The following is a 25,187-nucleotide window of genomic DNA, read 5'->3' on the forward strand; positions in this document are numbered from 1 at the left end:
CAAGGGCGTTGCCCCCAGCGGGGTCCCCTGGGCATGAACACCCGCACAAGGAGAACACGCTTTGGATTTCGCCTACCCGCGCCCGCAGCTGCAGCGCGCCAACTGGACGTCCCTGAACGGGCCGTGGCGCTTCCGCTACGACGACGAGCTGGCATTCACCCGTCCGCAGGACATCGACCGCTGGCCGCAGCAGATCATCGTTCCGTTCCCGCCCGAGTCGCAGGCCAGCGGCATCGCCGACCGCGGCTTCCACACGGCCTGCTGGTACCAGCGCGACTTCGACATGAAGCCCGGCCGCGACCGCGTGATCCTGCGCTTCGGCGCGGTGGACTACTCGGCCAAGGTCTGGGTCAACGGCCACCTGGTGGCCACGCACGAGGGCGGCCATACGCCCTTCAGCGCCGACATCACGCAGTTCCTCGAGCCTTCCGGCCGCCAGGTGGTCACCGTGCGCGCCGAGGACGATCCGCATGAGCTGACCAAGCCGCGCGGCAAGCAGGACTGGCAGCTCGAGCCTCACTCGATCTGGTACCCGCGCACCACCGGCATCTGGCAGACGGTGTGGCTGGAGCGCGTGCCCCGCACCTACGTCGACAAGATCCGCTGGACGCCGCGCGTGGACGGTTTCCAGATCGGTTTCGAAGTCCGCGTCCGCGGAGAGCAGGTGGACGACCTGTCGGTGGAGATCAGCCTTTCGCACGGCGAGCGGCTGCTGGCGCGCGACCGCTACCAGGTGATCGAGGGCGAGGTCGACCGCTTCATCGTGCTGTCCGACCCCGGCATCGACGACTTCCGCAACGAGCTGCTGTGGAGCCCCGAGCGGCCGACGCTGCTGGATGCGCGCGTGCGGCTGATGCGCGGCAACGAGGTCATCGACGAGTTCATCTCGTACACCGCGCTGCGCTCCGTGCACATCCTGCGCGACCGCTTCATGCTCAACGGCCGGCCGTACATCCTGCGCATGGTGCTCGACCAGGGCTACTGGCCCGAGACGCTGCTCGCCCCGCCGGGCGACGAGGCGCTGCGGCGGGACGTCGAGCTGGCCAAGGCCATGGGCTTCAACGGCGTGCGCAAGCACCAGAAGATCGAGGACCCGCGCTACCTGTACTGGGCCGACAAGCTCGGCCTGCTCGTCTGGGAGGAGATGCCCTCGGCCTATCGCTTCACCCGCACCGCCATCAAGCGCATCGTGCGCGAGTGGACCGAGGCGATCGACCGCGACTACAGCCACCCCTGCATCATCACGTGGGTGCCGTTCAACGAGTCGTGGGGCGTGCCGGAACTGACCGCCGTGCGTGAGCAGCGGCACGCCGTGGAGGCGCTGTACCACCTGACCAAGACGCTGGACGCGACCCGGCCGGTGATCGGCAACGACGGATGGGAATCCAGCGCCACCGACATCATCGGCATCCACGACTACGACGCCAACACCGAGCACATCCGGCAGCGTTACGGCAGCGAGATCCCGCCCGAGCAGCTGTTCGACCGCCGCCGTCCCGGCGGGCGCGTGCTCACGCTCGACGGCTACCCGCACCGCGGACAGCCGATCATGCTCACCGAGTTCGGCGGCATCGCCTTCCAGGGCAAGCCGGAGCCGGGCGTGAAGAAGATCTGGGGCTACACCAAGGCCGAGACCGCCGAGGAGTTCGCGGGCCTCTACGAAGACCTGCTGCACACGATCATCCACACGGCCCTGTTCAGCGGCTTCTGCTACACGCAGTTCGCCGACACCTACCAGGAGGCCAACGGGCTGCTCAACGCCGACCGCTCGCCCAAGATCCCGCTCGAGCGCATCCGCGCGGCCACGATCAAGTCGCGCACCTGGATCCCGGGAGCGATGTGATGCACCGGCAGGAGCTGACCAAGCCGGACGGGCGGCGCCTGACGCTCTACGCGCGCCGGCCGATCGAGCCGGGCCTGCAGGCGCCCAGCCCGTTCCCGGAACCGCTGAACGCGTCGCCGCACCTGCGCTGGCATCCGCTGCGCGGCGAATGGGTGACGTACGCGGCGTATCGCCAGGGCCGCACGTTCCTGCCGCCGCCCGAGTACAACCCGCTCGCGGCCACGGTGCGCGACGACAACCCGACCGAGGTGCCGGCGGGCAACTGGGACATCGCCGTGTTCGACAACCGCTTCCCGTCGCTCGGCGAGGCGGCGCAGGGCGACCCGGCGCCGCCCGAGCTGTACGTGCCCACGGAACCGGCGCGCGGCGCGTGCGAGGTGGTGGTGTTCACGCAGGACCCGAAGGGCGCGCTCGGCCGGCTGCCGCTGGACCACATCGAGCTGCTGCTGCAGGTCTGGGGCCATCGCACCGAGCAGCTCGGGGCGCGCGAGAGCATCCAGTACGTGCTGCCGTTCGAGAACCGCGGCGCCGAAGTGGGCGTGACGCTGCACCATCCGCACGGCCAGATCTACGCCTACCCGGTGGTGCCGCCGGTGCCGGCGCGGATGCAGCAAGTGGCGGCCGAGTACCACGCGCGGCACGGCCGCGGGCCGCTCCAAGCCATGATCGAAGCCGAGCGCCGCGAGCGGGTTCGCCTCATCTACGAAGGCCCGCATGCGGTGGCGTTCGTGCCGGTGTGCGCCCGTTACCCGTACGAAGTCTGGATCGCGCCGATCCGCCGCATCGGGGGCTTCGCGCAACTGGAAGCGGCCGAACGCGCCGACCTGGCGCGCGCGCTCAAGACGGTGCTGCTCAAGTTCGACGGGATGTGGGAGCGGCCGCTGCCGTACCTGATGGCGTGGTACCAGGCGCCCACCGACGGCCAGCCTCATCCGGAGATGCACCTGCACGCCGAGATCTGGCCGCCGTACCGCACGCGCGACCGGCTCAAGTACCTGGCCGGCACCGAGATCGCCGCCGGCCTGTACGCGATGGACGCGCTGCCCGAGGACAAGGCCAAGGATCTGCAACAGGTGGAGGTATCCCTCACATGAGCCACGTGGCATTGGAAGCCGAGCTGCAGGCCCGCGCGGAGCAGCCGCGCACGCCGTGCTCGCGCGAGTTCGAAGTGGTGTTCCACGGCTGGCCGCAGGCCGAGGCGCAGGCGCCCGGCCGCGTCAACCTGCTGGGCGAGCACACCGACTACAACGACGGCTTCGTGCTGCCGGTGGCCATCCCGCAGCAGACGCGCGTGGCGATGCGGCGCAGCGGCCGGTCGCACTTCCGGCTGCATGCGGCCGAGCTGGGCAGCACCGTGGAGTTCACGCTCGAGGAGCGGCCCAGCGAACACTTCGCGAGCTACGTCTACGGGTGCCTGCGCCTCGCGCGGGAGGAGGGCGCGGAGGTGCCGCCGCTCGATATCCACGTGGCCTCCGAAGTGCCGATGGGCGTGGGCCTGTCCTCCAGCGCCGCGCTGGAAGTGGCCACGCTGCGCTGCCTGCGCGAGCTGCTCGGCATGAAGATCGACGACGTGCGCATCGCGCAGCTCGGGCAGCAGGCCGAGATCCAGTACGCGGGCGTGCGCTGCGGCATCCTGGACCAGATGGCTTCGAGCCTCGCCGCGACGGATCGCGCGCTGCTGCTGGACACGCGCTCGCTCGAGCGCCGCACCGTGCCGCTGCCGCAGGGCAGCTCGGTGCTGGTGCTCGATTCCGGTGTGGCGCGCACGCTGGCCACCAGCGGCTACAACCAGCGGCGCGCAGAGTGCGAGGAAGCGGCTCGGCTGCTCGGCGTGCGGTCGCTGCGCGAGGTCGAGCACCTCGAGCCGATCGAGGCGCTGCCCGACGTTCCCCGGCGGCGCGCGCGCCACGTCTTCACCGAGAACGCGCGCGTGCTGCGCGCCGTGGCCTGCAAGGACGCACGCGACTTCGGCGAGCTGATGAACGCCTCTCATGCCAGCCTGCGCGACGACTACGAGGTGTCCACGCCGGAGCTGGACCTGCTGGTGGACCTGCTGCAGAAACAGGCCGGCGTGTACGGCGCGCGCCTGACCGGCGCCGGCTTCGGTGGCGCCTGCGTCGCGCTATGCGACGAGCAGGCCGTGCCCCAGGTCGCGCAGGAGGTGCTGGCGCAGTACCGCCACAAGGGGCACAGTGGACGGCTGCTGGTGCCCGCCGCACCCTGAAAGGAGAGCAGGATGGACCGCGATGGATTCCAGGCCGCACGGCTGGGGCTCGTGCGGTTCGCCTTCGGCCTTGCCGCGTTCGCGGCCGGCCATGCGACGTCCCAGGTGACACCCGCCGAGCCCTTCGGCGGCCGGCCGTTCGGTGCTTCGGGTGCGAGCGGCGCTTTGGCGACGCCGTCGCCCGCGCCGCCGCAGGGCACGCAGCCCATGGTGGTCCCGCCCGGCTCCGCGCCGGTGCTCGTCCAGCCGGGCGCGGGCCCGGTGGTGGTCCAGCCGCAGCCGCAAGCCCAGGTGCCGCCGCAGCCGCAGCCGCAGCCGCAGCAGCCGGCACCGCAGGCGCAGACGCCGCCGAACACGGCAGGGCCGACCGGGCGGCCGACCTCCTCCGTGAATCCGCAGCCGCAGACTCCGCCTCCCGGCGCGCCGCAGGGAATGGTGTCGCCTTCCCAGAGCGCGAACAACGCGCCCCGGCCGGCGAACAGCGACGACTCCGCCGCCCCGCCGATCACCAACGTCTCACCGCCCGCGCAGGTCACGCCGCCGTTCGCCGCGAACCGTCAACCTGCCGCGGTGTCCGGTGCGTCGGCCGCGCCACAGGGCCAGCCCGTCCGCGGCCTGCCGGCGGACGCGCCGAAGCTCGTGATCAGCGGGTCGGTCTACTCGCCCGATCCCGCGCGCCGCATGCTGATCGTCAACGGCCAGGTGTTCCGCGAAGGCGCGGACCTCGGCTCGGGCGTCGTGCTGCAGGAGGTGCGGCCGGAAAGCGCCGTCCTCGGCTTCCGCGGCGCGCGCTACAACGTCTTCTTCTGACCCGAAGGCGCGCGCTCCCTGCCGAAGCGCCACACGCGCCACAGGTAGGCGGCGATCATGAAGGCCACGACGCCCCGCGTGACCCACTCGACCAGGTCCTTCACCTCTTCGTAGCGCGACTGCAAGACGAAGCCGACGCCCAGCAGCAGCGTGCTCCAGCCCAGGGTGCCGACCAGCGACCAGAGCAGGAAGCTCACCACCGGCATGCGCCCCACGCCCGCCGGCATCGAGATGACGCTGCGCACCGCCGGCACGAGCCGGCCGAACGCCACCGACGCCGGCCCATGGCGCTTGAACCAGTGCTGCGCGCGATCGATGTCCTCGGGCGCCAGCGTCAGCAGCCGGCCGTGCTTGCGCGCAAAGCGCTGCAGCCCGCCGTGCCCGAGCTTGCGGCCCGCCCAGTACCAGGGCACGGCGCCCAGCAGTGAACCGCCCACCGCCGCGAGCAGCACGCCGACGGGGTCGAGCCCCCCGCTGGCGGCCACGTAGCCGGCGAAGGGCAGCACCAGCTCGGAGGGGATCGGCGGGAACACGTTCTCCAGCATCATCAGCAGCGCGACGCCAAGGTAGCCCGTGCGCTCGATCACGCCGATGATCCACTCCGACACGCGCCGCCCCTAGCTGCCGGCCATCGGGACCGGCGGTTCGTCTTCTTCCACTTCGTCCAGGTAGCGCACGAGGCCTTCTTCCAGCGTCGGCATCACGGCGCCGCGTTCGCTGTCCAGCGCGGAGTAGCGCGGGCGGCACGCCACCCAGCCCAGCTCGGCGCCGGGGCGGTGCTGCACCAGGTTGCGGTCCAGCCCCGCCGCTTCGGCCGCCATCTCCGCCAGCTGCGCCCAGCTCACCGCGCCGCGATTGGCCAGGTGCACCAGGCCGTGCTCGCCGTCGACCAGCATGTCCAGCGAGGTCTTCACCAGGTCGGGCACGTAGGTGGGCGACACCCACTGGTCGTGCGCCGCATGCCAAGGTTCGCCGCGCCGCATGGCGGCCAATGCCTGGGTGACGAAGTTGTACCGGTCCCACGGGCCGAAGAACGCGGCGGTGCGCACCACCAGCGTATCCGGCGCCGCCGCCAGCATGCGCTGCTCGGCCTCGTGCTTGCTGCGGCCGTAGGCGCACAGGGGACGGGGTTCGTCGGTCTCGACGTAGGGACGGTCCTTGCCGCCGTCGAACACCAGGTCCGAGGAGAAGCTCATGAGGCGGATGCCGCGCGCGGCGCACGCCGTGGCCAGCACCTCAGGCCCATACACGTTCTCGCGCCAGTTGCGCGGATCGTTCTCGGCATCGTCCACGCGCACGTAGCCTGCCGTGTTGATCACGGCCCAGGGCTGCCAGCGCTCGAGCGCGGCTTCGACCGAAGCGCGGTCGGCGATGTCCAGCTCGCGGCGCGTGAGCAGCTTGTACGGCAGGCCGCGCACGTCGCACAGCCGCGCGTACGCACGGCCCAGCGTGCCGGTCGCGCCGGTGATCAGCAGCGGGCGACCGATCACCGCCAGCGATTCGAGCTCGCCGTGCCGCGGGTAGAGCAGCCGCAGCTCGCGCTGCCACCAGCCCGGGCCTTCCAGCACCGGGTGGTCCGGCATCTGGCCGTGGCCGAGCGAGCGAGCCACGTGATAGAGCGCGGTGCGCCGCGGCTCGCCGCTGCGCACGTCCCACAGTCCCGGCTCGTAGTGGCCCTGCTCGCGCGTGACCAGGCTGTCCCAGTCGAAGGTGCCGAACGCCGCCCAGATCGTCACCGCGCGGACGTCGAGCCCCTGGTCGCGCAATGCAGCGGCCGAGTTCCAGGCCTGGTGCAGCCAGCGCATCTGCTCCTCGCGGCTGCAGCCCAGGTGCACCTCGGTGATCGCCACCGGCAGCTCATAGCGCTCGCAGGCCTCGCGCAGCCGTGCCGAAAAGCCGCCGATATGGGCGCCCAGCACGCGCGCGGTCTCCACGTCGACGTACCGATGCCGCCCGTTGCCGCCGCGCAGATGGTCGGGGTAGAGATCGAGCCGGTCGTCCAGGAAGCGCTCGCTCGTGATGTACGAGTTGATGCCGAGGATGTCCGGCGGGCAGGGCTCGTCCGCCAGGGCCAGCAGTTCGGCCTCGGTGGCGCCGTGGTGCACCAGCCAATCCCACAGCGGGTGCTGTCGGGTGACGCGACCGCACAGCAGGTCGTACGTGAGCCAGCGCCGCTGGTTCTCGAAGTCGGCCTGGTACTGCAGCCGCGGCGTGGCCACCGTGGTGTAGCCCAGGTCGTCGGTCTGCACCAGCTGCGCATCCGGGTTCACCTTGCGGATCGCGCGCATCGCGAGCACCGTGCCCTGGATCTCTCCGAGCAGGCAGCGCACGAAGGCGCGGTCGTCACGGCCGTGCGGATACCACACGCCGTAGAGCCCCGAGAAGCGCGCGGTGGTCAGCGGCTCGTTGACGGGGGTGTAGGCGTCGATCTGCGGAAAGCGCTGTGCCACCGCGCCCGCGTACTCGGCCAGCAGCTCAGGAAAGCGCGGATCGGCCAGGTTCGTGTGCACCGGACCGCTGCCGTGGTGCAGCAGCCCGGCGATCGGCCGCACGCCCAGTTCGCGCAGCCGCGCCAGGCGCTCGTCGGCCCATGACCAGTCCGCGCTCGCGGGTCCATCGGGCGCGGTGCGCTCCCACAGGATCGGGAACCGCATTCGCGTGATGCCCAGTTCGGCCAGGCGATCCAGGTCCTCGAGCCTGCGCTCGAAGCCGCTGTAGCGCATCTGGTCCAGGTACTGGTCGCCGACGCGATTGACGGTGCATTCCGGGCCGGCCCACAGCTCCAGCCGGCCCTCGCGCTCTCGCGCGGACTCAGGCACTGCCACTGCCGGCCGTCGTGTGTTGGACGGATGCCAGCGCCGCCTCCGCTTCCGCCGCCGCATGCTTTTCCTGCAGCCGCCGGAAGGTGGCCAGCGACTGGCCGACCACCTGGTCCATGTTGTAGTACTTGTAGGTCGCCAGCCGTCCCACGAAGGTGACGTTGGATAGCTGCTCGGCCTCGGCCTCGTACTTGCGATAGAGCTCCGCGTTCTCGGGCTTGGGCACCGGGTAGTACGGGTCGCCTTCGGCGCGCGGGTACTCGTAGACGATCGACGTGGTCTCGTGCTGCTGCCCGGTGATGTGCTTGAACTCGCTGATGCGGGTGTGGGCGTAGTCGTTCGGGTAGTTCACCGTGCCCACCGGCTGGAACTGCTTCTGCTTGAGGTTCACGTGCTTGAACTCCAGACTGCGGTAGGGGAGCTTGCCGTACTTGTAGTTGAAGAACGCGTCGATCGGCCCGGTGTAGACCATGTGCTTCCACGGCAGGAACTCGACCACCTCGCGGTAGTCGGTGTTGAGCATGATCTTGATGTTCGGATGGTCCAGCATCTTCTCGAACATGCGCGTGTAGCCGTGCAGCGGCATCGCCTGGTAGGTGTCCGTGAAGTAGCGGTCGTCGCGGTTGGTGCGGGTGGGCACGCGCGCGGTGACGCTGGCGTCGAGCTCCGACGGGTCCATGCCCCACTGCTTGCGCGTGTAGCCCCGAAAAAACTTGTTGTAAAGCTCGCGGCCGACCTTGCTGACCACGACGTCCTCGGACGTGCGGATCTTGTCCTTCTTCTCGGCCACGGACTCGAAGAACTTCTCCAGCTCGAAACTGGTGAGGTTCAGCCCGTACATGCGGTTGACGGTGTCGAGGTTGATCGGCATCGGCAGCATCTGACCGTCGAGGCTGGCCAGCACGCGGTGCTGGTAGGGCCGCCACTCCGTGAATTGCGAGAGGTAATCGAAGATGTCGGCCGAGTTCGTATGGAAGATGTGCGGGCCGTACGGGTGGATGAGGATGCCGTTGTCGTCGTGCCGGTCGTACGCGTTGCCGCCGATGTGCGGGCGCTTGTCGATGATCAGCACGCGTTGGTTGAGCACGGTGGCAAGCCGCTCGGCCAGCACGCTGCCGGCGAACCCGGCGCCGACGACGAGGTAGTCGAAACCCCGCCGGCCGGGCACGGCCGCCGACACGGCCGACTTGAAGACTTCACTGCCTTTGTCCAATTGCTACTCCTGGTTGTCGCGGGCGCTGGAGGTGTTGCGCCTGCTCAAGTACGGGAGGAGGCAATTGGCGCGCCCGGGAGACGACGAGCTTATGAAGGATTGAACCTGCGCGGTGTGGCACGAATCGCCTGCACGCGTGTCGGAGATGGGCTTACAAAAAGCCGGGGCGGAAACAGCGTGTGAGGAGTGTTGTTGGCTGGGCTACACGAGCCTGAAACAAGCACCGCTTCATTAGGCGCCCGAGGTGCGTCCCCTCACCCCAACCCTCTCCCAGAGGGAGAGGGAGCAAACTCAAGGAACTACCCCACGGCCCGACGCAGGGCCTGATCCACATCCCACAGGATGTCGTCCGCTTCCTCGATCCCGACGGACAGGCGCACCATGTCCGCGCTCACGCCGGCCTTCTCGAGCTGCGCCTCATCCAGCTGCCGGTGCGTGGTCGAGGCCGGATGGATCACCAGCGTCTTCGCGTCGCCGATGTTCGCCAGGTGGCTCGCGAACTCGCAGGCGTCGATGAACCGTTCGCCCGCCTTCGCCGCATCCGGCGACTTGATGCCGAACGTGAGGATCCCGGAACATCCCGGCACGCCATCGACCGCACGGAACTGCTTCTTCGCCAGCGCATGGTCGCGCGAGGACGACAGGCCCGGGTAGTTGACCCAGCTCACGAACGGGTGCTCGGAAAGGAAGCGCGCCACCGCCAAAGCGTTGCGGCAGTGCGCCTGCATGCGCAGGTGCAGCGTCTCGATGCCTTGCAGGATCAGCCACGCGTTCAGCGGCGACAGCGATCCGCCGAAGGTGCGATTGACCTCCATTCGCGCCTTCATCGTGTAGCCGAAGTCGCCGAAGGTCTCGTAGAACTTCACGCCGTGGTAGGCCACGCTCGGCTCGAGCATCTCCGGAAACTTCTCGCGCGACAGCGCCGATCCCCAGTCGAACTTGCCCGACTCGACGACCACGCCCGCCATCGTGGTGCCATGCCCGCCGAGGTACTTGGTCGCGCTGTGCACCACGATGTCGGCGCCGAAGTCGAACGGGTTGCACAGGTAGGGACTCGCGACCGTGTTGTCGATCACCAGCGGCAGGCCATGCTCGTGCGCGATGGCGGCCACCGGTTCGATGTCGAACACGTTGACGCGCGGATTGCCCAGCGTCTCGCCGTACACGGCGCGCGTCGACGGCCGGATTGCCTTGCGGAAGTTGTCCGGGTCGGACGGATCCACGAACGTCGTCTCGATGCCCAGACGCGAGAAGCCCACGCCCAGCTGGCCGACCGTGCCGCCATACAAGGTGGACGCCGCCACGATGTGGTCGCCGGCCTTCAGGATCGCCAGCAGCGCCGTCATCTGCGCCGCCATGCCTGTGGCGCATGCCAGCGCGGCACGCCCGCCCTCGAGCGAGGCCACTCGCTCCTCCAGCACGGCCACGGTGGGATTGCTGATGCGGGTGTAGACGTTGCCGAACGTCTGCAGGTTGAACAGGCTCGCCGCGTGCTCGGCCGAATCGAACACGAAGCTGGTGGTCTGGTGGATCGGCGTGGCGCGCGCGCCGGTCACCGGGTCGGGGATCGCTCCGGCATGCACGGCGCGCGTGGCGAATCCGAATTCGCGGTCTTGTGCCATGTGTGGAAGTGGTGGTGATGCGGACAGTGCTGGAGGGAAACGGACACCCGTACGCAGAAAACGCAGAGGTTACGCAGAAAGACGCAGAAACGAAGGCAAACCCATCATGAAATTCTTCCGCGCTTTCAGCGTGCTTTCTGCGCTTTCTGCGTAAGGGTGTCCGCCTTCTGCCTTCAATAGGGGAGCTGCTGCGGGCGGCGCGCGGAGATCACGCGCGTGTTCACGCCCGCCCAGTTCAGGCCGCCGAAGAGGCGCGCGTGTTCGATCTTCACGCAGCGGTCCATGACGACCTCCAGCCCCGCGGCCCGCGCCTGCTCGGCCACCGGCTCGTTGACCACACCCAGCTGCAGCCACAGGCACCTGGCGCCGATCGCGATGGCCTCCTGCGCGATCGGCGGAATGTCCTCGCTGCGCCGGAAGCAATCGACCATGTCGATCTGCACGCCCTGTTCGCGCAGCGCCTGCGCCGCGGCCGTGACGCTGGAATAGCAGCGCTCGCCGAGGATCTCCTGCGCGCCCGGGTTGACCGGCACGATGCGGTAGCCGTGCGCCTGCATGTACTTGGCCGCGAAGAAACTCGGCCGGTGCCATTGCGGCGACAGGCCCACCACGGCCAGGGTGCGGCAGGTGCCGAGGATGCGCCGCAGCTGCGAGATCGAGCTCATGCGGCCAGTGTACGCAAGCCTTGCAGCCGCGAAACGCGAAGCCGTCCTACCTGCCCCGGCGCCTGCTCAGCCTATGGTCCGCGCTGGGGGAAGCACCGAGAGCAATGCAACTGATCAAGAGACGCACGCTCATGCAGCTGGCGGCGGCCGGCGCCGTGCCGGGGCTGCCGGGCTGCCTGTGGAGCGAGAACGGCAATGCGCATCCGCCGCGGCCGGGCTTCACCATCGGCACCAACCTGTCGGGCATGGAATGGCCGCAGCCCGGCGTCCGCAAGACCCTCAGCACGGCGCCCAACCTGCACTACACCCCGCCGCGCCGGGCCGACATCGCGTGGCTGGCGGACCGGGGCTTCCGCAAGAACCGGCTGCCGATCCTGTGGGAGATGCTGCAGCCGGTGCTGCACGATGCGAAGCCGAATGCGCAGGCGCGCGCGCTGGTCGGCGCGCCCGGGGAGTTCCACGCGCGGTACGCGCAGTGCATCACCGAGGTGCTCGACGCGCACGCGGCCGTCGGCGCCAAGGTGATCCTCGACCTGCACAACTACTGCCGCTACCGCGACTTCCGCTACGCAGCCGACGGCAGCGTGCCGGGCCTGAAGCCCGGACCGACGCCGCTGCACCGCCCCTTCACGCACGACCCGGGCGGCGTGCAGGAACGCATCTTCTCCCTCGCGCCGGGCGCCACGCTGACGCAGGCGCACTTCACCGATTTCTGGACGCGCGCGGCCCGCCGCTGGAAGGACCATCCCGGCCTGGCCGGCTATGGGCTGATGAACGAGCCGCACGACATGCCGCGGTCCGGGCAGGTGCAGGAAAGCCAGGGCGGCGGCGAGGACCTGGCGATCTGGCCGGCGTACGCGCGCGCGGCCGTGGAGGCGATCCGCAAGATCGATGCGCGCACGCCCATCTACGTCGCCGGCAATGCCTGGAGTTCGGCCATGGCCATGGCGAGCCGGAACCCCGGCTTTCCGCTGCCCGGCGAGAACCTCGTCTACGAAGTCCACCTGTACCTGGACGCGGCGAGCAATGGCTTCGCCTTCGACTTCGACACCGAAGTCGGCAAGGGCTTCAGCGCCGGCCTGGGCCGCCGCGCCATCGACCTGGACACCGGCGTGAAGCGCCTCGCCATGGCGGCGAACTGGGCACGCGAGAAGAACCTCAAGCTCGCCCTGACCGAGATCGGCATGCCGCTGGACGACCCGCGCTGGCAGGAGATGTTCCAGCGCACGCTCACCTTCGCCGTGCGCGAGGGCGTCGAGGTCTACAGCTGGATGCACGGCAACCACTGGCCGATCCGCAACTACCCGATCCACCACGTGCCGGGCTGGCACCAGCACCGCACGCTCGAGCCCGCCGTGGCCGGGCCCATGCTGCAGGCCGCGGGACTTGCAAAGGCGACGCTGTATGACGACGGCGGCGGCTGGGCGCCCGCGGGTCGCGAGGTCACCATCACGGTGTACGCGCGCGGCTGGCTGGAGCAGCCCCTCACGCTGCAGGTGGCGTCGCGCGGCGGCCGCTTGAACAAGACCACGCTCACGATCCCCGCCGGCGCCAACGGCATGGACAGCTACACGTTCAAGACCGAAGCCGAAGGCGTCGCGACGATCACGTACGCCGCTGCCGGCGACGTGCAGCTGCCGCCGCCCCGCAAGGTCTATTCCTTCGCCGACCCGCCGGCGGTGGCCGGACAACAGCTGGCCGATGCGGCGCACGCACTCCTGGCCAAGTACGGCGCGCCGAAGTGGGAGATGGCGCACGGCCACACCGACTACGTGCGCGGCGCTCCCGCGCAGGACGGGCAGCCGCTGCGCGCGGTGGCCGACACCGGCTTCGGCTCCAGCCCGGGCAACGCGATGGAGATGCTCTGCTTCCTCAACAGCGACGGCGCGGCCGCCGGCCCGATGAAGCCGCCGGTCCTGCGCGTGGTCGAAGGCCGCAAGGCGATGGACCTGTCGGCGCCGGACACCTGGGGCCTCTGGTGCAAGAAGCGCGCGCCTCAGCCCGGCGTGCAGGCCAAACCGCGCGACCGGGTGCCGTACGACCTGCAGGACGACCATTTCGCCCTCGTCGCCATCGCGGCGACGAATCCCAACGCGACCGGTGTCGTGTTCCAGGCTTCACGCGCCGAGCAGCGGCAGTTCAGCGAACTCGCGCTGGAGCAGGGCCGCCCGCAGGCGCGCTGGAGCGACGGCCGCGGCCAGCCGCTCGTGGTGACGTCGCCCGATCCACTGCCGCCGCGCATGCCGCTCGTGCTCACGCTGACCAGCGGCGCGGGCGCGCAGGTGTTGCGCGTCAACGGGCGTCCGGTGGGTCAGGCCGGCGCGACGCTGCCCCAAGCCTTCTTCGACCAGCTGCTGATCGGCTGGGGCTTCGTCGACCACTACCCGCGCGACAGTTTCCGCGGGCTGGTGTTCGGGGCGATTGCCGGCAAGGGGCGGCCGAGCGAGGCGGAGCTGGCGGTGCTCGAACGCTACCTGCTGTCGCTGGCGGTGGACCGGGAGCGGCCATGAGGAGCGACGACGAACAGTTCCACCTGCTGGTGGACGCCGTGCGCGACTACGCCATCTTCCTGCTCGACGCGAACGGGATGGTGGTCACCTGGAACCCCGGCGTCGAAAGGATCAAGGGCTACCGGCCGGACGAGCTGATCGGCCGCCACTTCTCCATCTTCTACACGCCCGAGGACCGGGCCGCCGGCGTGCCCGAGAAGGGCCTCGAGCAGGCGCGAAGGGACGGCCGTTACGCCGCGCAGGGCGTGCGCCTGCGCAAGGACGGCAGCCGCTTCTTCGCCGACGTGCTGATCACCGCGGTCTACCGCGACTCGGAGCTGGTGGGTTTCGCCAAGGTCACGCGAGACATCACCGAGCGGCATCGCCTCGAGGAACAGCTGCGCAACCGGGTCGACCAGCTCGCCGAGGCCGACCAGCGCAAGGACGAATTCATCGCCATGCTGGCGCACGAGCTTCGCAACCCGCTCGCGCCCGTGCTGACGGGCCTGAGCATCGTGCAGCGGGTGGGCACCTCGCAGGAGGTGGGCCGCCGCGCGGTGGAGACCATGGAGCGGCAGCTCAAGCTGATGACGCGCCTGGTCGACGACCTGCTGCAGATCAGCCGCTTGAGCCGCGGCAAGATCGAGTTGCGCCGCGAGTCCACGCGACTGGACGCCGTTGTCGAACATGCGCTGGAGATCGTCCAGCCCTTCGTGCAGGCGCGCGGGCAGCAGCTGAAGGTGGAAGTGGAGGCCGGCGTGTCGCTCTTCTGCGATCCGCAACGGGTCGTGCAGGCGCTGTCCAACGTCGTCAACAACGCGTCCAAGTACACCGCCGACGGCGGCAGCATCGAGGTGCGGGCGCGGCGCGATGGCGACGATGCGCGCATCACCGTGTGCGACAGCGGCATCGGCATCCGCAGCGAGATGCTGGAGCGCATCTTCGAGGCGTTCGCGCAGGACCAGCCGCCGGCCGGCAGCGTGCTGCAGGGCGGGCTCGGCATCGGGCTGGCGGTGGCGCGCACCGTCATGGCATTGCACGGCGGCCGGATCTGGGCCCGCAGCGAAGGGCCGGGGCAGGGCGCCACGTTCGAGCTGCAGTTGCCGCTCACGCGCGTGGGCGACCACGAACCCGGCGACGAATCGATGCAGCGCGAGTTCCGCATCCTCGTGGTGGACGACAACCGCGACGCCGCGAACATGATCCGCGACCTGCTGCTGGTCGAGGGCTACGCGGTCGAGGCGGCCTATGGCGGCGTCGAGGCGCTGCAGAAAGCCGAGCAGATGCACCCGCACATGGTGCTGCTGGACCTGCTGATGCCGGACATCACCGGCTACGAGGTCATCAAGCGCGTGCGCACCAATCCGGGCGGCCCGGTGGTGGTGGCGGTGACGGGCCACGGCAGCGAGCTCGATCGCGAGGCGGTGCGCCAGGCCGGCTTCGACGAGCACATCATCAAGCCCATCGTCGGCGAAGCCATCCTCGGCGTGGTGCGGCGCTTCTTCGGCATGCCGCGCCGCGCGCCGGCGGCAGCATCTGCCGGCCCGCTGCAAACCTAGCGCGGGCGCGGGCACGCGCTCCGTCAGGCGGCGCTCTTGTACTTGACCGAGCAGCCGTAGGGCCGGGTGGTCGCTGCCGTGATCGGCTTGCCCGCGAGAGCCTCGCCCAAACCCTGCTTCACGTAGTTGGTGGCGCGCTTGATGTCGTCGGCGTTGCTCGAGGGAATGCTGTCGATGCCGCCGGCGTACACCAGGCGCCCCTGCGGATCGACGATGTACATGTGCGGCGTGGTGCGCGCACCGTAGGCGCGGCCGACCGTGCCTTCCTCGTCCGCCAGCAGATGGGTCGGAGCGGCTTTGCGCTCCTTCTGCCAGGCCACGACCTTGGACGGCTCCAGGTAGTCGTAGGCGCCCTTTTCCGTCGAATTGATGGAGAGCCACACCACGCCCTGGTCCATCGCTTCCTTCTGCGTCGCCGGCATGTTGCCGCTGTCGTAGTGCTTCTTCACGTACGGACAGCCGGGGTTGGTCCATTCCAGCACCACGTGCTTGCCGCGGAACTGCGAAAGCTTGACGGGCTTGCCGGCCGCATCGGTGAGCGTGAAGTCGGGCGCGGGCTGGCCGACGGCGGGCGCGGCGTGCACGGCCGCGAGGAACGGCGCGAGCGCCGCGAACGAGCAGGCGGCGATGAAGGGACGGCGCAGCATGGGGGCTCCTTTCACAGTTGCGAAACGACGGACAGGACTTCCTCCACTCCCAGGACCTCGGACAGCACCACCGGCGGGCTGCCTTTCTTGTAGAACACGTAGACGGGCACGCCGCTGCGGCCGAGCGACGAGAGCGCCGCGGTGATGGCCGGGTCGCGCCGCGTCCAGTCGGCGCGCAGCAGGGCGACGTTGTGGCGCTTGAGGCCGTCGATCACCTGCCGGTCGGCCAGCGTGGTCTTCTTGTTGTACTGGCAGGTGACGCACCAGGCGGCGGTGAAGTCGACGAACACCGGCTGGCCCGCGGCGACGTACTGCTCGACCTTGGCCTGCGACCAGGGCTGCCAGCCGGTGTCGGCACGCGCCGCCTGCTGCGAGGGAGCCGGCGGTTGCACCAGTTCCGGCACCGCGGCCCAGGCCAGCGCCGCGAGGCCGAGCGCCGCGATGCCCGACAGCGCCACGCGTGCACGTCCGCGCAGCGTGAGCGTCCACACCAGCAGGCTCATGGCCACGAGCAGCGCGAGCAGCGCGCCCGCGCCATCGATGCCGCTCTGCTGGCCCAGCACCCACACCAGCCACGCGACCGTGGCGAACATCGGGAACGCCATCAGCTTGCGGAACACGTCCATCCACGCGCCGGGCCGTGGCAGCCAGCGCGCAGCGGCGGGCACGAGGCTCGCGGCCAGGTAGGGCAGGGCCATGCCCAGGCCCAGGCATGCGAACACAGCGAGCGCCTGCACCGCAGGCAGCGTCACCGCCAGCCCGAGCGACGCGCCCATGAAGGGAGCGGTGCAGGGCGACGCAATGGCGACGGCGAGCACGCCGGAGAGGAACGCATTGCTGATCGGATGCTTCATCTCCATCGAAGCCACCGACGAAGGCAGCAGCGCGCCGAACCCGAACACGCCGGACAGGTTGAGCGCGATCAGCGTGAAGAGCGCCGCCAGGGCGGCGATCACCAGCGGCGACTGCAGCTGGAATCCCCAGCCGAGCTGTTCGCCCGCTGCGCGCAGCGCCAGCATCACCCCGCCCAGCGCCAGGAACGACAGCACCACGCCGGCGGTGTACGCCAGGCCGCTCACGCGCCGCGCGCGCATGTCGCCCGAATGCGAGGCGAAGCCCACCATCTTGATCGCGAGCACCGGAAACACGCAGGGCATCAGGTTGAGGATCAGGCCGCCGAGCAGCGCGCCCGCCAACGCCGCAAGCAGGCCGATGCCGGGCTTGGCCGGTGCGGCGGTGTTCGCGGCGTTGTTGCGCAGTGCTTGTTCCAAGGCCGGCGACACCGTGGCGGGCGCGGCCGCCTTCGGCCAGGTGCCCGCCACCTTGAGTTCGGCGCGCCAGCCTTCGCGGCCAGCGGCCACCACGACAGGCATGACGTCGGGGCTCGCGCTGCGCTGCGCCGACAGCGGCACCCGCGCGGTCCACACCGCGCCCTTCCACTCCTGCGTCCAGGCGCCGGCGGTCTCGATCACCTCCGGCGTCTCGGGGAAGAACTCCAGCTTCTTGCCGCGCGCCGAGACGGGCAGGCCCTGCACGCGGATGTCCAGCGCGCCATCCGCGACCTGGGCCGTGCTGTTCGGGATGTATTCCCCCCGCGTCGTGATCACCGGCCGCGGCTGCGCCGCGAACGCCGCCTCGAACGCCTGCGCATGGCCGGCGGTGCTGCCGCGGATCGGCAGCTTGATCGCGAACTCGCCTTCCTCCGGGATGCACTCCTTGCGGCAGACCAGCCAGCTGGCCTTCAGCCGGACGTCGATCTCCTGCGCAAGAGGAGAAGGCTTGAAGTCCGGCGCGACCTCCAGCGGCACCGGCAGCAGCACCGTGCCTTCGTAGCCGTAGTTGGCCAGCGTGCCGATCGGGATCTTGACCGGCACCGGCCACTGGATCTCACCCGCCAGCAGGCCGGCCGGCAGCTTCCACTCCAGCTGCGTGGGCAGGCCCGAGTCGCCGGGGTTCTTCCAGTACGTGTGCCACTCGGGCTGGTGCGCGATCTGCAGTCCCAGCCAGACCGGCTTGCCGGGCGCGACTCCCTCCGGCGCGTGCGCCAGCAACTCGGCGCGCACCCGCTCGGTGGTGACCACCGGCTTGGCGAGCCCCTGCGCCTGCGCCGCTGCGCCCAGCGCCAGCAGCAGCATGGAGAACAGGAGGCGCAGGAAGACGGTCATGGTGGTGTCGGAGCGCGGCGCTGCGCGGGAAGTTCCGGTTCAGGTTGCGGCGAAGCCGAGCACCACGCGGCGCGTCGTGGCCGATTTCTTCTCGATCTTGGTGACGACCACAGGGCCGATCTCGGAGGTGTTGGCCACGTGGGTCCCGCCGCAGGGCTGGTAATCGATCAGCTCGCCGCCGCCCACGCGGATGGTGCGGATGCGGCCCGTGCCGCGCGGCGGCTGCACCGACATGCTCTTGACCAGCGCCGGGTTGGAGTCGAGCTCCTCGTCCGTGATCGAGCCCACCGCCACCGGATGCGCCGCGGCCACCAGGCGTGCGATGCCTTCGGTGAGCTGCTCCTTCTCGAGCGCATCCGTCATGTTGAAGTCCAGGCGAGCGTAGTCCGGCGTGATCGAGCAGCCATTGACGAGCTGCGGCACCAAGTGGCACAGCAGGTGCGTCGTGGTGTGGAAACGCATCAGGCGATGGCGGCGGTCCCAGTCGATGCGCGCCGTGACGCGCTGGCCCGCACGCAGGCCGGCCAGCAATTCCTCCTGGCCCGCAGCCGGCACGTGCCAGATGCCCGCCGTGGGCTGGCCCTGGTCGTCCTTGGCCTTGCGCGTGTCCGCGATCGCGAGCATGCGGCCGTCATCCAGCAGCAGCACGCCGCTGTCGCCCGCCTGGCCGCCACCGAGCGGATAGAACACCGTGCGATCGAGCACCAGGCCGTGAGCGGAGACGGACTGCACCGTGGCCTCGCACTCGCGCAGGTAGCCGTCGGAACGGAAGAGTTCGTCGGTCATGACCCGGATTGTCGCGGTTTGGGCTATCAGCTTGCAGCAAGGGGACATGAACACCAAACTGGGCGGCATGAAACGCCTGACCCTTCCGCTCCTGGCGGCCGCGCTGCTGGCGGCCTGCAGCGACATGGCCCAGCTGCCCGACAGCAGCACCGTGGGCCCTTCGCCGCAGCTGCCCACGCCGCGCACCAGCGTGATCCCCACGGTGAACATCGCGCCCGCCCAGGGCTGGCCCACGGGCCGGCAGCCGCAGGCGGCCGCGGGCTTCCGGGTGACGCCTCTGGCCACGGGCCTTTCGCATCCGCGCTGGCTGCACGTGCTGCCCAATGGCGACGTGCTGGTGGCGGAGTCGAACAAGCCGCAGCCGCCGGAGGACGCGCAGGAGCAGGGCGGCGTCAAGGCCTGGCTGCAGAAGATCATCATGAAGCAGGTGATGAAGCGCGCGGGCGCCGGCGTGCCCAGCGCGGATCGCATCACCTTGCTGCGAGATGCGGATGGCGACGGCGTCGCCGAAATGAAGACGGTGCTGCTCGAGGGGCTGCATTCGCCATTCGGCATGGCGCTGGTGGGCAACCAGCTGTATGTCGCGAACGCCGACGCGGTCGTGCGCTTCCCCTTCTCCGCGGGACAGACCCGCATCACCGTCCCCGGTGTGAAGGTCACCGACCTGCCGTCCGGCCGCAACCACCACTGGACCAAGAACATCCTGCCCGCGCGCGATGGCCGCCGCCTCTATGCGACCGTGGGCTCCAACAGCAACGTCGCCGAGCACGGCATGGAGATCGAGGAAGGGCGCGCAGCGATCTGGGAGGTGGATCTGCCGACCGGCAACAAGCGTCTCTTCGCGAGCGGCCTGCGCAATCCGAATGGCCTCGCGTGGGAACCGGCCACGGGCGTGCTCTGGACCGTGGTGAACGAGCGCGACGAGCTCGGCAGCGACCTGGTCCCGGATTACCTGACCTCGGTGCGCGACGGCGGTTTCTACGGCTGGCCCTGGAGCTACTGGGGCGACAAGGTCGACAAGCGCGTGGAGCCGCCGCGGCCCGACCTAGTCGCGCGCTCGATCCGGCCCGACTACGCCCTGGGCAACCATGTGGCGCCGCTCGGGCTCGCGTTCTCCGACGCGCGCATGCCGGCGGCTTTCGCCAACGGCGCGTTCATCGGGCTGCATGGCTCGTGGAACCGCCGGCCGCTGTCGGGCTACAAGGTCGTGTTCGTGCCGTTCGCGAACGGCCGGCCGTCGGGCGAGCCCGTCGATGTGCTCACCGGATTCGTGAGCCCGGACGGGAACGCGTGGGGACGGCCGGTCGGTGTCGAGCTGGATGCGAAGGGGGCGCTGCTGGTGGCCGACGACGTCGGCAATGCGGTGTGGCGCGTCGCGCCCATCCGCTGACGCGAACGCATCCGTGAACGCGCCTGTCAGCGTTTTCGCCGAGAGACGCCGAGCCGCGCGGCGGACGAAGATGAACGCCGGTCCGCCACCAGGAGAAGAACCGATGAGCCACTTCCGCCGCTTCGCCCGCTGCGCGTTGCCCGCCGCACTGGTGCTGGCCGGTTGCGCCGGTCCGCAGTCCGCGCGACAGGTTGCGCCCGACATCGACGCCCTCACCGCGACCGACGCCGCCGCGCGCCTGTGCGCGGGGCAGTTCACCAGCGAATCGCTGGTTCGCGCTTACCTGGCGCGCGCGCAGGCGCGTCCGCAGCTCAATGCGTTCGTCACGCTCGATGCGAACGGCGCGATCGCCGCGGCACGCGCGGCGGATCAGCGGCGTGCCGCGGGCGGCCCTTGCCTGCCGCTGCAGGGCGTGCCCATCGTCGTCAAGGACAACATCCATGCCGCAGGCCTGCCCTCGACCGCGGGCACGCCGGCGCTGCGCAACTTCGTCCCGGCCGCGGATGCGCCCGTGCTCGCCCGCCTGCGCGAAGCGGGCGCGATCGTGCTGGGCAAGACGAACATGCACGAGCTGGCCTTCGGCATCAGCGGATTCAACCCCGCCTACAGCGCGCCCGGCACGCCGCCCGGTGTGCGCAACGCTTACGACCCGTCACGGGCCGCGGGCGGTTCCTCGTCGGGCACCGGCGCGGCGCTCGGCGCGCGCATGGCGCCGGCCGGCCTGGGCACGGACACCGGCGGCTCGGTGCGCATCCCCTGCGCGTTCAACGGCTGCGCGTCGCTGCGGCCGACGGTGGGCCGCTATCCGCAAACCGGCATGGCGCCGATCTCGCACACGCGCGACACCGCGGGGCCGATGGCGCTCTCGATGCGCGACGTGGAGCTGATGGACCGCGTGATCGCCGGCGGCACGCCGGCCGCGCCCGTGCCGCTGAACACCGTTCGACTGGGCATCGTCCGCTCCATGCTCGCCAACCTCGATGCCGACACGCGCGCGGCCTGGGAAGCGACGACGGCGAAGCTGCGCGGCGCCGGCGTGACGCTGGTGGAAGTGCCGATGCCGCAGCTGGAGCAGCTCAGCGGCGCCGTCGGTTTTCCGCTCGCGCTGTACGAGGCGCATGACGACCTGGTCGGCTACCTCGCGCGCTGGAACACGGGCTTGACCATCCAGCAACTCGCGGCCGGCATCGTGAGCCCGGACGTCAAGGGCACCTTTGACGGCCTGGTGCTGCCGCGCAAGCTGCCGAATCCCGCGGGTGGTGTGGTGGACGCGGCCGGTCCGTACAAGGCGGCGATGGAAACGCACCGGCCGGCACTCGCGCGCCTCTACGCCGAGACGTTCGCGGCGCAGCGGCTCGATGCACTGGTGTTCCCCACCACGCCACGCGTCGCGATGCCCGCGACTCCGGAGGCGAGCAGCCTGGAGAACTTCCTGCTCATGATCCAGAACACGGACCCCGGCAGCAACGCGGGCGTGCCGGGCATCCAGCTGCCGATGGCGATGGGCGCGACGAGCCGCTTGCCGGTGGGGCTGGAGCTCGATGGGCCGGTGAACAGCGACCGCCGGCTGGTGGCGATCGGGATGGCGATCGAGCAGCTGCTCGGACGGGTGCCGCCGCCGGCGCGCTGATCGGTCCAGGGTTCTGCTCCCTCTCCCTCTGGGAGAGGGCTGGGGTGAGGGCACACGCCCTGCTTGATGTGCATGCTGCTCATTCGCTGGACTTGAGCACCGCGCCCTCGCGGCAGGCGGTGCCTGGCCCGGGCTCATGCTGTGCCGGTCCGCGTGCTCGCTTGCAGCTCGCACGTGGACGCGCGGAGCTTTCCGCGGCCCGGCCTCCCGCGGTCGAACTCACAGAGAGAGCGCCTGCGGCGCTCTCTCTGTTCGGACACCGCCCGCGAGTCAGAGGTTCAAACGGACTTCGCCCTCGCATCGCGAGGGCTCGCGTCGGCCGGGCCGCTGCAGCCCCGCTCGTCCCAAAATCGCCCGGGCCAGGCACCGCCTGCCGCGTGGGAACAGTGTGCGGGTGCTAAGAGGGAGAAAGACGGCGCGTCCCTCTTGCTCCCTCCCCTTCCGGGGGAGGGTTGGGGTGGGGGCACGCCGGACGCTCGGTCGAGAGCTGCTGCCGGTCGGGGTCTCGCCTGCCGCCGCCCCGCACAGCCCGACTCAAACCGTCTTCTCCCTGATCGGTGCCCCCTCCAGCTGCGGCGCCGGCGGCAATCCCGTCGCCTGGAGGATCTCCTCCTCCGACAACGTCTCCTTGTTCAACAACGCCGAGACCAGCCCGTCGAGCGCCCGCCGATGCTCGCGCAGCAAGCGCTTGGCCTCTTCATGGCACCCATGGATGATCCGCTGCACCTCCGCATCGATCAACGCCGCGGTCTGCTCGCTGAACGGCTTCTCGCCACCGAAGCCGCCCGGCGCGCCGAGGAAATGGTTCTCGCGCGGCGCGAGCTGCACCATGCCGACCGCCTCGCTCATGCCCCAGCGCGTGACCATGTTGCGCGCGAGCTGGGTGGCCTGTTCGATGTCGTTCTCCGCGCCGGTGGTCTTGGTGCCGTACACCACCTCCTCGGCGGCACGGCCGCCGAGCATGCCGATGATGCGTGCGCGCAGGTACGCTTCGGGGTAGTTGTAGCGATCGGTCTGCGGCCGCTGGTAGGTCACGCCCAACGCCTGTCCGCGCGGCACGATGCTCACGCGGTGCACCGGGTCCGCGCCCGGCACCACGAGCCCCAGGATCGCGTGGCCGCCCTCGTGATACGCAATGCGCTCGCGGTCCTGCAATGTGAGCAGCAGCGGCCGCTCGGGGCCGAGCACGATCTTCTCCAGCGCATCGAGGAAGTCCTTGTGCGTCACCGCGGCCTCGCTGCGGCGCGCGGCCAGCAGCGCGGCCTCGTTCACCAGGTTCTTCAGGTCGGCGCCTGAAAAGCCGGGCGTCGCCTGCGCCAGTTCCTCCAGCCGCACGTCGGCCGCGAGCGGCGTCTTGCGCACGTGCACCTTGAGGATCGCCTCGCGCCCCGCCTTGTCGGGCAGGTTCACCACCACGCGCCGGTCGAAGCGGCCGGGCCGCAGCAGCGCGCGATCGAGCACGTCGGGCGTGTTGGTCGCCGCGAGCACGATGATCCCCTCGCGCCCGGTGAAGCCGTCCATCTCGGTGAGGATCTGCTGCAGCGTCTGCTCCTGCTCGCTGTGGCCGCCGCCGACCATCACGCCGCCGCGCGCGCGGCCGATGGCGTCGATCTCGTCGATGAAGATGATGGCCGGCGCACTCTCTCGCGCCTGCTTGAACAGGTCGCGCACGCGCGCGGCGCCCACGCCCACGATCATCTCGACGAACTCCGCCGCGCTCATCGAGAAGAACGGCACGCCCGCTTCGCCCGCAACCGCCTTGGCCAGCAGCGTCTTGCCGGTGCCGGGCGCGCCGATCAGCAGCACGCCCTTGGGCGCGGTGCCGCCCAGGCGCGTGTACTTGTCCGGGGCCTTGAGGAAATCGACGATCTCCACCAGCTCGGCCTCGGCCTCGTCGATGCCGGCCACGTCGTTGAACGTCACGCGCAGCGACGGGTCGGTGGCGTCGTAGCGCTTGGCCTTGCTGCGGCCGATGCCGAACACGCCGCCGCCCCCCATGCCGCCTCCCTGCGCCGCGCGGCGGTACATCCAGACATAGAAGCCGATGATCAGCAGCGCCGGGCCGAAGTACAGCAGCGTGGTCCACAGGCCGCCCTGCTGGATCGGCACCGCGCTGATCTCGACCTTGTTGTTGATCAGGAAGTCCTCGAGGTCGCGGTCGAAGAAGGCCGGCAGCTCGGTGTTGAAGTGGGAGGAGGTCTTCGGCGGCGGCAGCAGGCGGCGGTCCAGCGGCGTGGGCCGCGGCGGCTGGCCGGCCTGCTTGACCTCTTCCGGCGTCGGCCAGGTGACGGCATTGCGAAAGCGCCCCTCGATGGTGGTGCCGCGGCTGTAGAGCGCGATGACGTTGCCGGCGGCGACCTGCTGCCGGAACTCGGTGTACGGCACCGTCACGGGCTGCTCGCCCGGGAACAGGAACCGCATCAACAGGTAGTTGATGAGGAAGATGAACGCGAACAGCGCCAGCGACTTGCGCGGCGGCATCCGGCTCAGCGGCGAGCCGCGGCCGGACAGCGGAGGCGGAGGACGAGCGGGCGTCTGCGAACCGTTCATGAGCAGATCATGCGCAGTCGCGCCCCGGCTGAGCGTCAGCCGGGGGCGCGACTGCGCGCCGGGCAGCGCCGCCCGTCACGCGAGGCTTCGAGTGGCTCAGCGCTGGCCCTGCTGGCGGCGCCAGTTGGCGTAGGCGTCGTCCATGCGCTGGCGGCGATCGCCATCGTCCGACGCGCTCGCGGTGGTCGTGCCCGCCGAGCGCGCCGAACCCGCGGGGCCGGCGCCCATCGCCATGGTGCCGCCCGCATCGGGGCCCGGCGGACGCTGCGCCTGCGCAGAACCCGGCGCCGGCGGCAGCTTGCGTGCGATGGCCTCGCCGGTGTTGCGCACGGTATCTGCGCCCTTGCGCGCGACGTTGCCCGTCGCGGTGGCGGCCTTCTTGGCACCGCTCTTCGTGGCTTCGGCCGCGCGCTGGGCGCCGCGCTTGGTCTTGTCGACCACGCCCGGTTTTTCGTCCGCCTGGCGGGCGCTCGCGGAACGCTCGGTGCCGCTGCTGCGCTTGTCGTAGTCGCGGCTCTGGGCCATTGCGGTTCCGCCAAAGGCGACGGCGGTGGCGATCAGGATCGGTGAAAGTTTCATGGCAGGTCCTCGCAGAAAGCAGTTCGGATGCTTTCATCAGACGCGCGATCCAACGCCCGGGCTGTCGGACCCTTCAGCAAGAGCGTGTCGGGCGTCTGCGCGTGCTGGGGGGCCCATCCGTGGCCGCGCCGCGTGGATCGGACCAGGCGATCGCGATCATCCCGGCCGACGCCGCCAGCCCCGCGGCCGACAGCGC

Annotated in this window: 18 protein-coding genes; 8 read left to right on the forward strand and 10 right to left on the reverse strand. The window is 70.3% G+C overall.

Annotated elements, in window-relative coordinates; translation table 11 throughout:
* Positions 1–61 precede the first annotated feature (61 nt).
* The 4 genes from EZ313_RS10715 to EZ313_RS10730 are packed head-to-tail and all read left to right on the forward strand — an operon-like array spanning position 62 to position 4,877.
* The gene (locus EZ313_RS10715) at positions 62–1,843 is read left to right on the forward strand and encodes a glycoside hydrolase family 2 protein (RefSeq protein WP_135263141.1); all 1,782 of its coding nucleotides are present in this window, start codon (positions 62–64) and stop codon (positions 1,841–1,843) included.
* The gene (galT, locus tag EZ313_RS10720; RefSeq protein ID WP_135263142.1) at positions 1,843–2,937 is read left to right on the forward strand and encodes a galactose-1-phosphate uridylyltransferase; all 1,095 of its coding nucleotides are present in this window, start codon (positions 1,843–1,845) and stop codon (positions 2,935–2,937) included. Before EZ313_RS10715 ends, galT begins: the two co-directional genes overlap by 1 nt.
* Positions 2,934–4,067, forward strand: a complete 1,134-nt coding sequence (gene galK, locus EZ313_RS10725) for a galactokinase (protein WP_135263143.1) — start codon at positions 2,934–2,936, stop codon at positions 4,065–4,067. The genes galT and galK overlap by 4 nt, the downstream gene beginning before the upstream one ends.
* A gap of 12 nt (positions 4,068–4,079) precedes the next feature.
* The gene (locus tag EZ313_RS10730) at positions 4,080–4,877 is read left to right on the forward strand and encodes a general secretion pathway protein GspB (RefSeq protein WP_135263144.1); all 798 of its coding nucleotides are present in this window, start codon (positions 4,080–4,082) and stop codon (positions 4,875–4,877) included.
* On the opposite strand, the gene EZ313_RS10735 is transcribed toward EZ313_RS10730, so the two are convergent.
* The 5 genes from EZ313_RS10735 to EZ313_RS10755 all read right to left on the reverse strand — a co-directional run bounded on the left by EZ313_RS10735 (position 4,859) and on the right by EZ313_RS10755 (position 11,196).
* Positions 4,859–5,485 (reverse strand): DedA family protein, encoded by a 627-nt coding sequence (locus EZ313_RS10735; protein ID WP_135263145.1) that lies wholly within the window; start codon positions 5,483–5,485, stop codon positions 4,859–4,861. The genes EZ313_RS10730 and EZ313_RS10735 overlap by 19 nt on opposite strands.
* Before the next feature lie 9 nt (positions 5,486–5,494).
* Positions 5,495–7,702: a family 1 glycosylhydrolase gene (locus EZ313_RS10740; RefSeq protein ID WP_240788585.1), complete on the reverse strand. Its 2,208-nt coding sequence runs from the start codon at positions 7,700–7,702 to the stop codon at positions 5,495–5,497.
* Positions 7,689–8,864: a UDP-galactopyranose mutase gene (glf, locus tag EZ313_RS10745; protein WP_240788634.1), complete on the reverse strand. Its 1,176-nt coding sequence runs from the start codon at positions 8,862–8,864 to the stop codon at positions 7,689–7,691. Before glf ends, EZ313_RS10740 begins: the two co-directional genes overlap by 14 nt.
* Before the next feature lie 344 nt (positions 8,865–9,208).
* Positions 9,209–10,531, reverse strand: coding sequence for an O-acetylhomoserine aminocarboxypropyltransferase/cysteine synthase family protein (locus EZ313_RS10750; RefSeq protein WP_135263148.1), 1,323 nt, complete (start codon positions 10,529–10,531; stop codon positions 9,209–9,211).
* A gap of 173 nt (positions 10,532–10,704) precedes the next feature.
* Positions 10,705–11,196: a CoA-binding protein gene (locus tag EZ313_RS10755; protein WP_135263149.1), complete on the reverse strand. Its 492-nt coding sequence runs from the start codon at positions 11,194–11,196 to the stop codon at positions 10,705–10,707.
* Positions 11,197–11,300: 104 nt separating this feature from the next.
* On the opposite strand from EZ313_RS10755, the gene EZ313_RS10760 reads away from it, so the two are divergent.
* Both EZ313_RS10760 and EZ313_RS10765 read left to right on the forward strand, forming a co-directional pair.
* Positions 11,301–13,706, forward strand: coding sequence for a cellulase family glycosylhydrolase (locus EZ313_RS10760; protein ID WP_240788586.1), 2,406 nt, complete (start codon positions 11,301–11,303; stop codon positions 13,704–13,706).
* Entirely contained in the window at positions 13,703–15,244 is a 1,542-nt protein-coding gene (locus EZ313_RS10765; protein WP_135263150.1) for a PAS domain-containing hybrid sensor histidine kinase/response regulator, read from the forward strand. The genes EZ313_RS10760 and EZ313_RS10765 overlap by 4 nt, the downstream gene beginning before the upstream one ends.
* A gap of 23 nt (positions 15,245–15,267) precedes the next feature.
* Here EZ313_RS10765 and EZ313_RS10770 read toward each other — a convergent pair whose 3' ends face one another.
* The 3 genes from EZ313_RS10770 to EZ313_RS10780 form a co-directional block, all read right to left on the reverse strand.
* Positions 15,268–15,891, reverse strand: coding sequence for a thioredoxin family protein (locus EZ313_RS10770; protein ID WP_135263151.1), 624 nt, complete (start codon positions 15,889–15,891; stop codon positions 15,268–15,270).
* Between the two features lie 11 nt (positions 15,892–15,902).
* Complete coding sequence (locus EZ313_RS10775; protein ID WP_135263641.1) at positions 15,903–18,026, reverse strand: protein-disulfide reductase DsbD family protein; 2,124 nt, start codon at positions 18,024–18,026, stop codon at positions 15,903–15,905.
* Positions 18,027–18,095: 69 nt separating this feature from the next.
* Complete coding sequence (locus tag EZ313_RS10780) at positions 18,096–18,842, reverse strand: alanyl-tRNA editing protein (protein WP_135263152.1); 747 nt, start codon at positions 18,840–18,842, stop codon at positions 18,096–18,098.
* 46 nt (positions 18,843–18,888) lie between these two features.
* On the opposite strand from EZ313_RS10780, the gene EZ313_RS10785 reads away from it, so the two are divergent.
* Positions 18,889–20,232 (forward strand): PQQ-dependent sugar dehydrogenase, encoded by a 1,344-nt coding sequence (locus tag EZ313_RS10785; RefSeq protein WP_135263153.1) that lies wholly within the window; start codon positions 18,889–18,891, stop codon positions 20,230–20,232.
* A 103-nt stretch (positions 20,233–20,335) separates the two neighbouring features.
* On the forward strand, positions 20,336–21,862 hold the full coding sequence (iaaH, locus tag EZ313_RS10790) for an indoleacetamide hydrolase (RefSeq protein ID WP_135263154.1): 1,527 nt from the start codon (positions 20,336–20,338) through the stop codon (positions 21,860–21,862).
* Positions 21,863–22,396: 534 nt separating this feature from the next.
* On the opposite strand, the gene ftsH is transcribed toward iaaH, so the two are convergent.
* Entirely contained in the window at positions 22,397–24,412 is a 2,016-nt protein-coding gene (gene ftsH, locus EZ313_RS10795; protein ID WP_135263155.1) for an ATP-dependent zinc metalloprotease FtsH, read from the reverse strand.
* Between the two features lie 96 nt (positions 24,413–24,508).
* On the reverse strand, positions 24,509–24,991 hold the full coding sequence (locus EZ313_RS10800; RefSeq protein WP_135263156.1) for a TrbL/VirB6 family protein: 483 nt from the start codon (positions 24,989–24,991) through the stop codon (positions 24,509–24,511).
* Positions 24,992–25,187: the final 196 nt, after the last annotated feature.

It is taken from the genome of Ramlibacter henchirensis (assembly GCF_004682015.1).
Classification (GTDB): Bacteria; Pseudomonadota; Gammaproteobacteria; order Burkholderiales; family Burkholderiaceae_C; genus Ramlibacter; species Ramlibacter henchirensis.

Excerpts from the sequence above, each read along its gene's own strand:
- galT (WP_135263142.1), top strand. The coding sequence starts at position 1,843 with ATGCACCGGCAGGAGCTGACCAAGCCGGACGGGCGGCGCCTGACGCTC.
- galK (WP_135263143.1), top strand. The coding sequence starts at position 2,934 with ATGAGCCACGTGGCATTGGAAGCCGAGCTGCAGGCCCGCGCGGAGCAG.
- EZ313_RS10730 (WP_135263144.1), top strand. The coding sequence starts at position 4,080 with ATGGACCGCGATGGATTCCAGGCCGCACGGCTGGGGCTCGTGCGGTTC.
- EZ313_RS10750 (WP_135263148.1), bottom strand. The coding sequence starts at position 10,531 with ATGGCACAAGACCGCGAATTCGGATTCGCCACGCGCGCCGTGCATGCC.
- EZ313_RS10755 (WP_135263149.1), bottom strand. The coding sequence starts at position 11,196 with ATGAGCTCGATCTCGCAGCTGCGGCGCATCCTCGGCACCTGCCGCACC.
- EZ313_RS10760 (WP_240788586.1), top strand. The coding sequence starts at position 11,301 with ATGCAACTGATCAAGAGACGCACGCTCATGCAGCTGGCGGCGGCCGGC.
- EZ313_RS10765 (WP_135263150.1), top strand. The coding sequence starts at position 13,703 with ATGAGGAGCGACGACGAACAGTTCCACCTGCTGGTGGACGCCGTGCGC.
- EZ313_RS10770 (WP_135263151.1), bottom strand. The coding sequence starts at position 15,891 with ATGCTGCGCCGTCCCTTCATCGCCGCCTGCTCGTTCGCGGCGCTCGCG.
- EZ313_RS10775 (WP_135263641.1), bottom strand. The coding sequence starts at position 18,026 with ATGCTGCTGCTGGCGCTGGGCGCAGCGGCGCAGGCGCAGGGGCTCGCC.
- EZ313_RS10780 (WP_135263152.1), bottom strand. The coding sequence starts at position 18,842 with ATGACCGACGAACTCTTCCGTTCCGACGGCTACCTGCGCGAGTGCGAG.
- EZ313_RS10785 (WP_135263153.1), top strand. The coding sequence starts at position 18,889 with ATGAACACCAAACTGGGCGGCATGAAACGCCTGACCCTTCCGCTCCTG.
- iaaH (WP_135263154.1), top strand. The coding sequence starts at position 20,336 with ATGAGCCACTTCCGCCGCTTCGCCCGCTGCGCGTTGCCCGCCGCACTG.
- ftsH (WP_135263155.1), bottom strand. The coding sequence starts at position 24,412 with ATGAACGGTTCGCAGACGCCCGCTCGTCCTCCGCCTCCGCTGTCCGGC.
- EZ313_RS10800 (WP_135263156.1), bottom strand. The coding sequence starts at position 24,991 with ATGAAACTTTCACCGATCCTGATCGCCACCGCCGTCGCCTTTGGCGGA.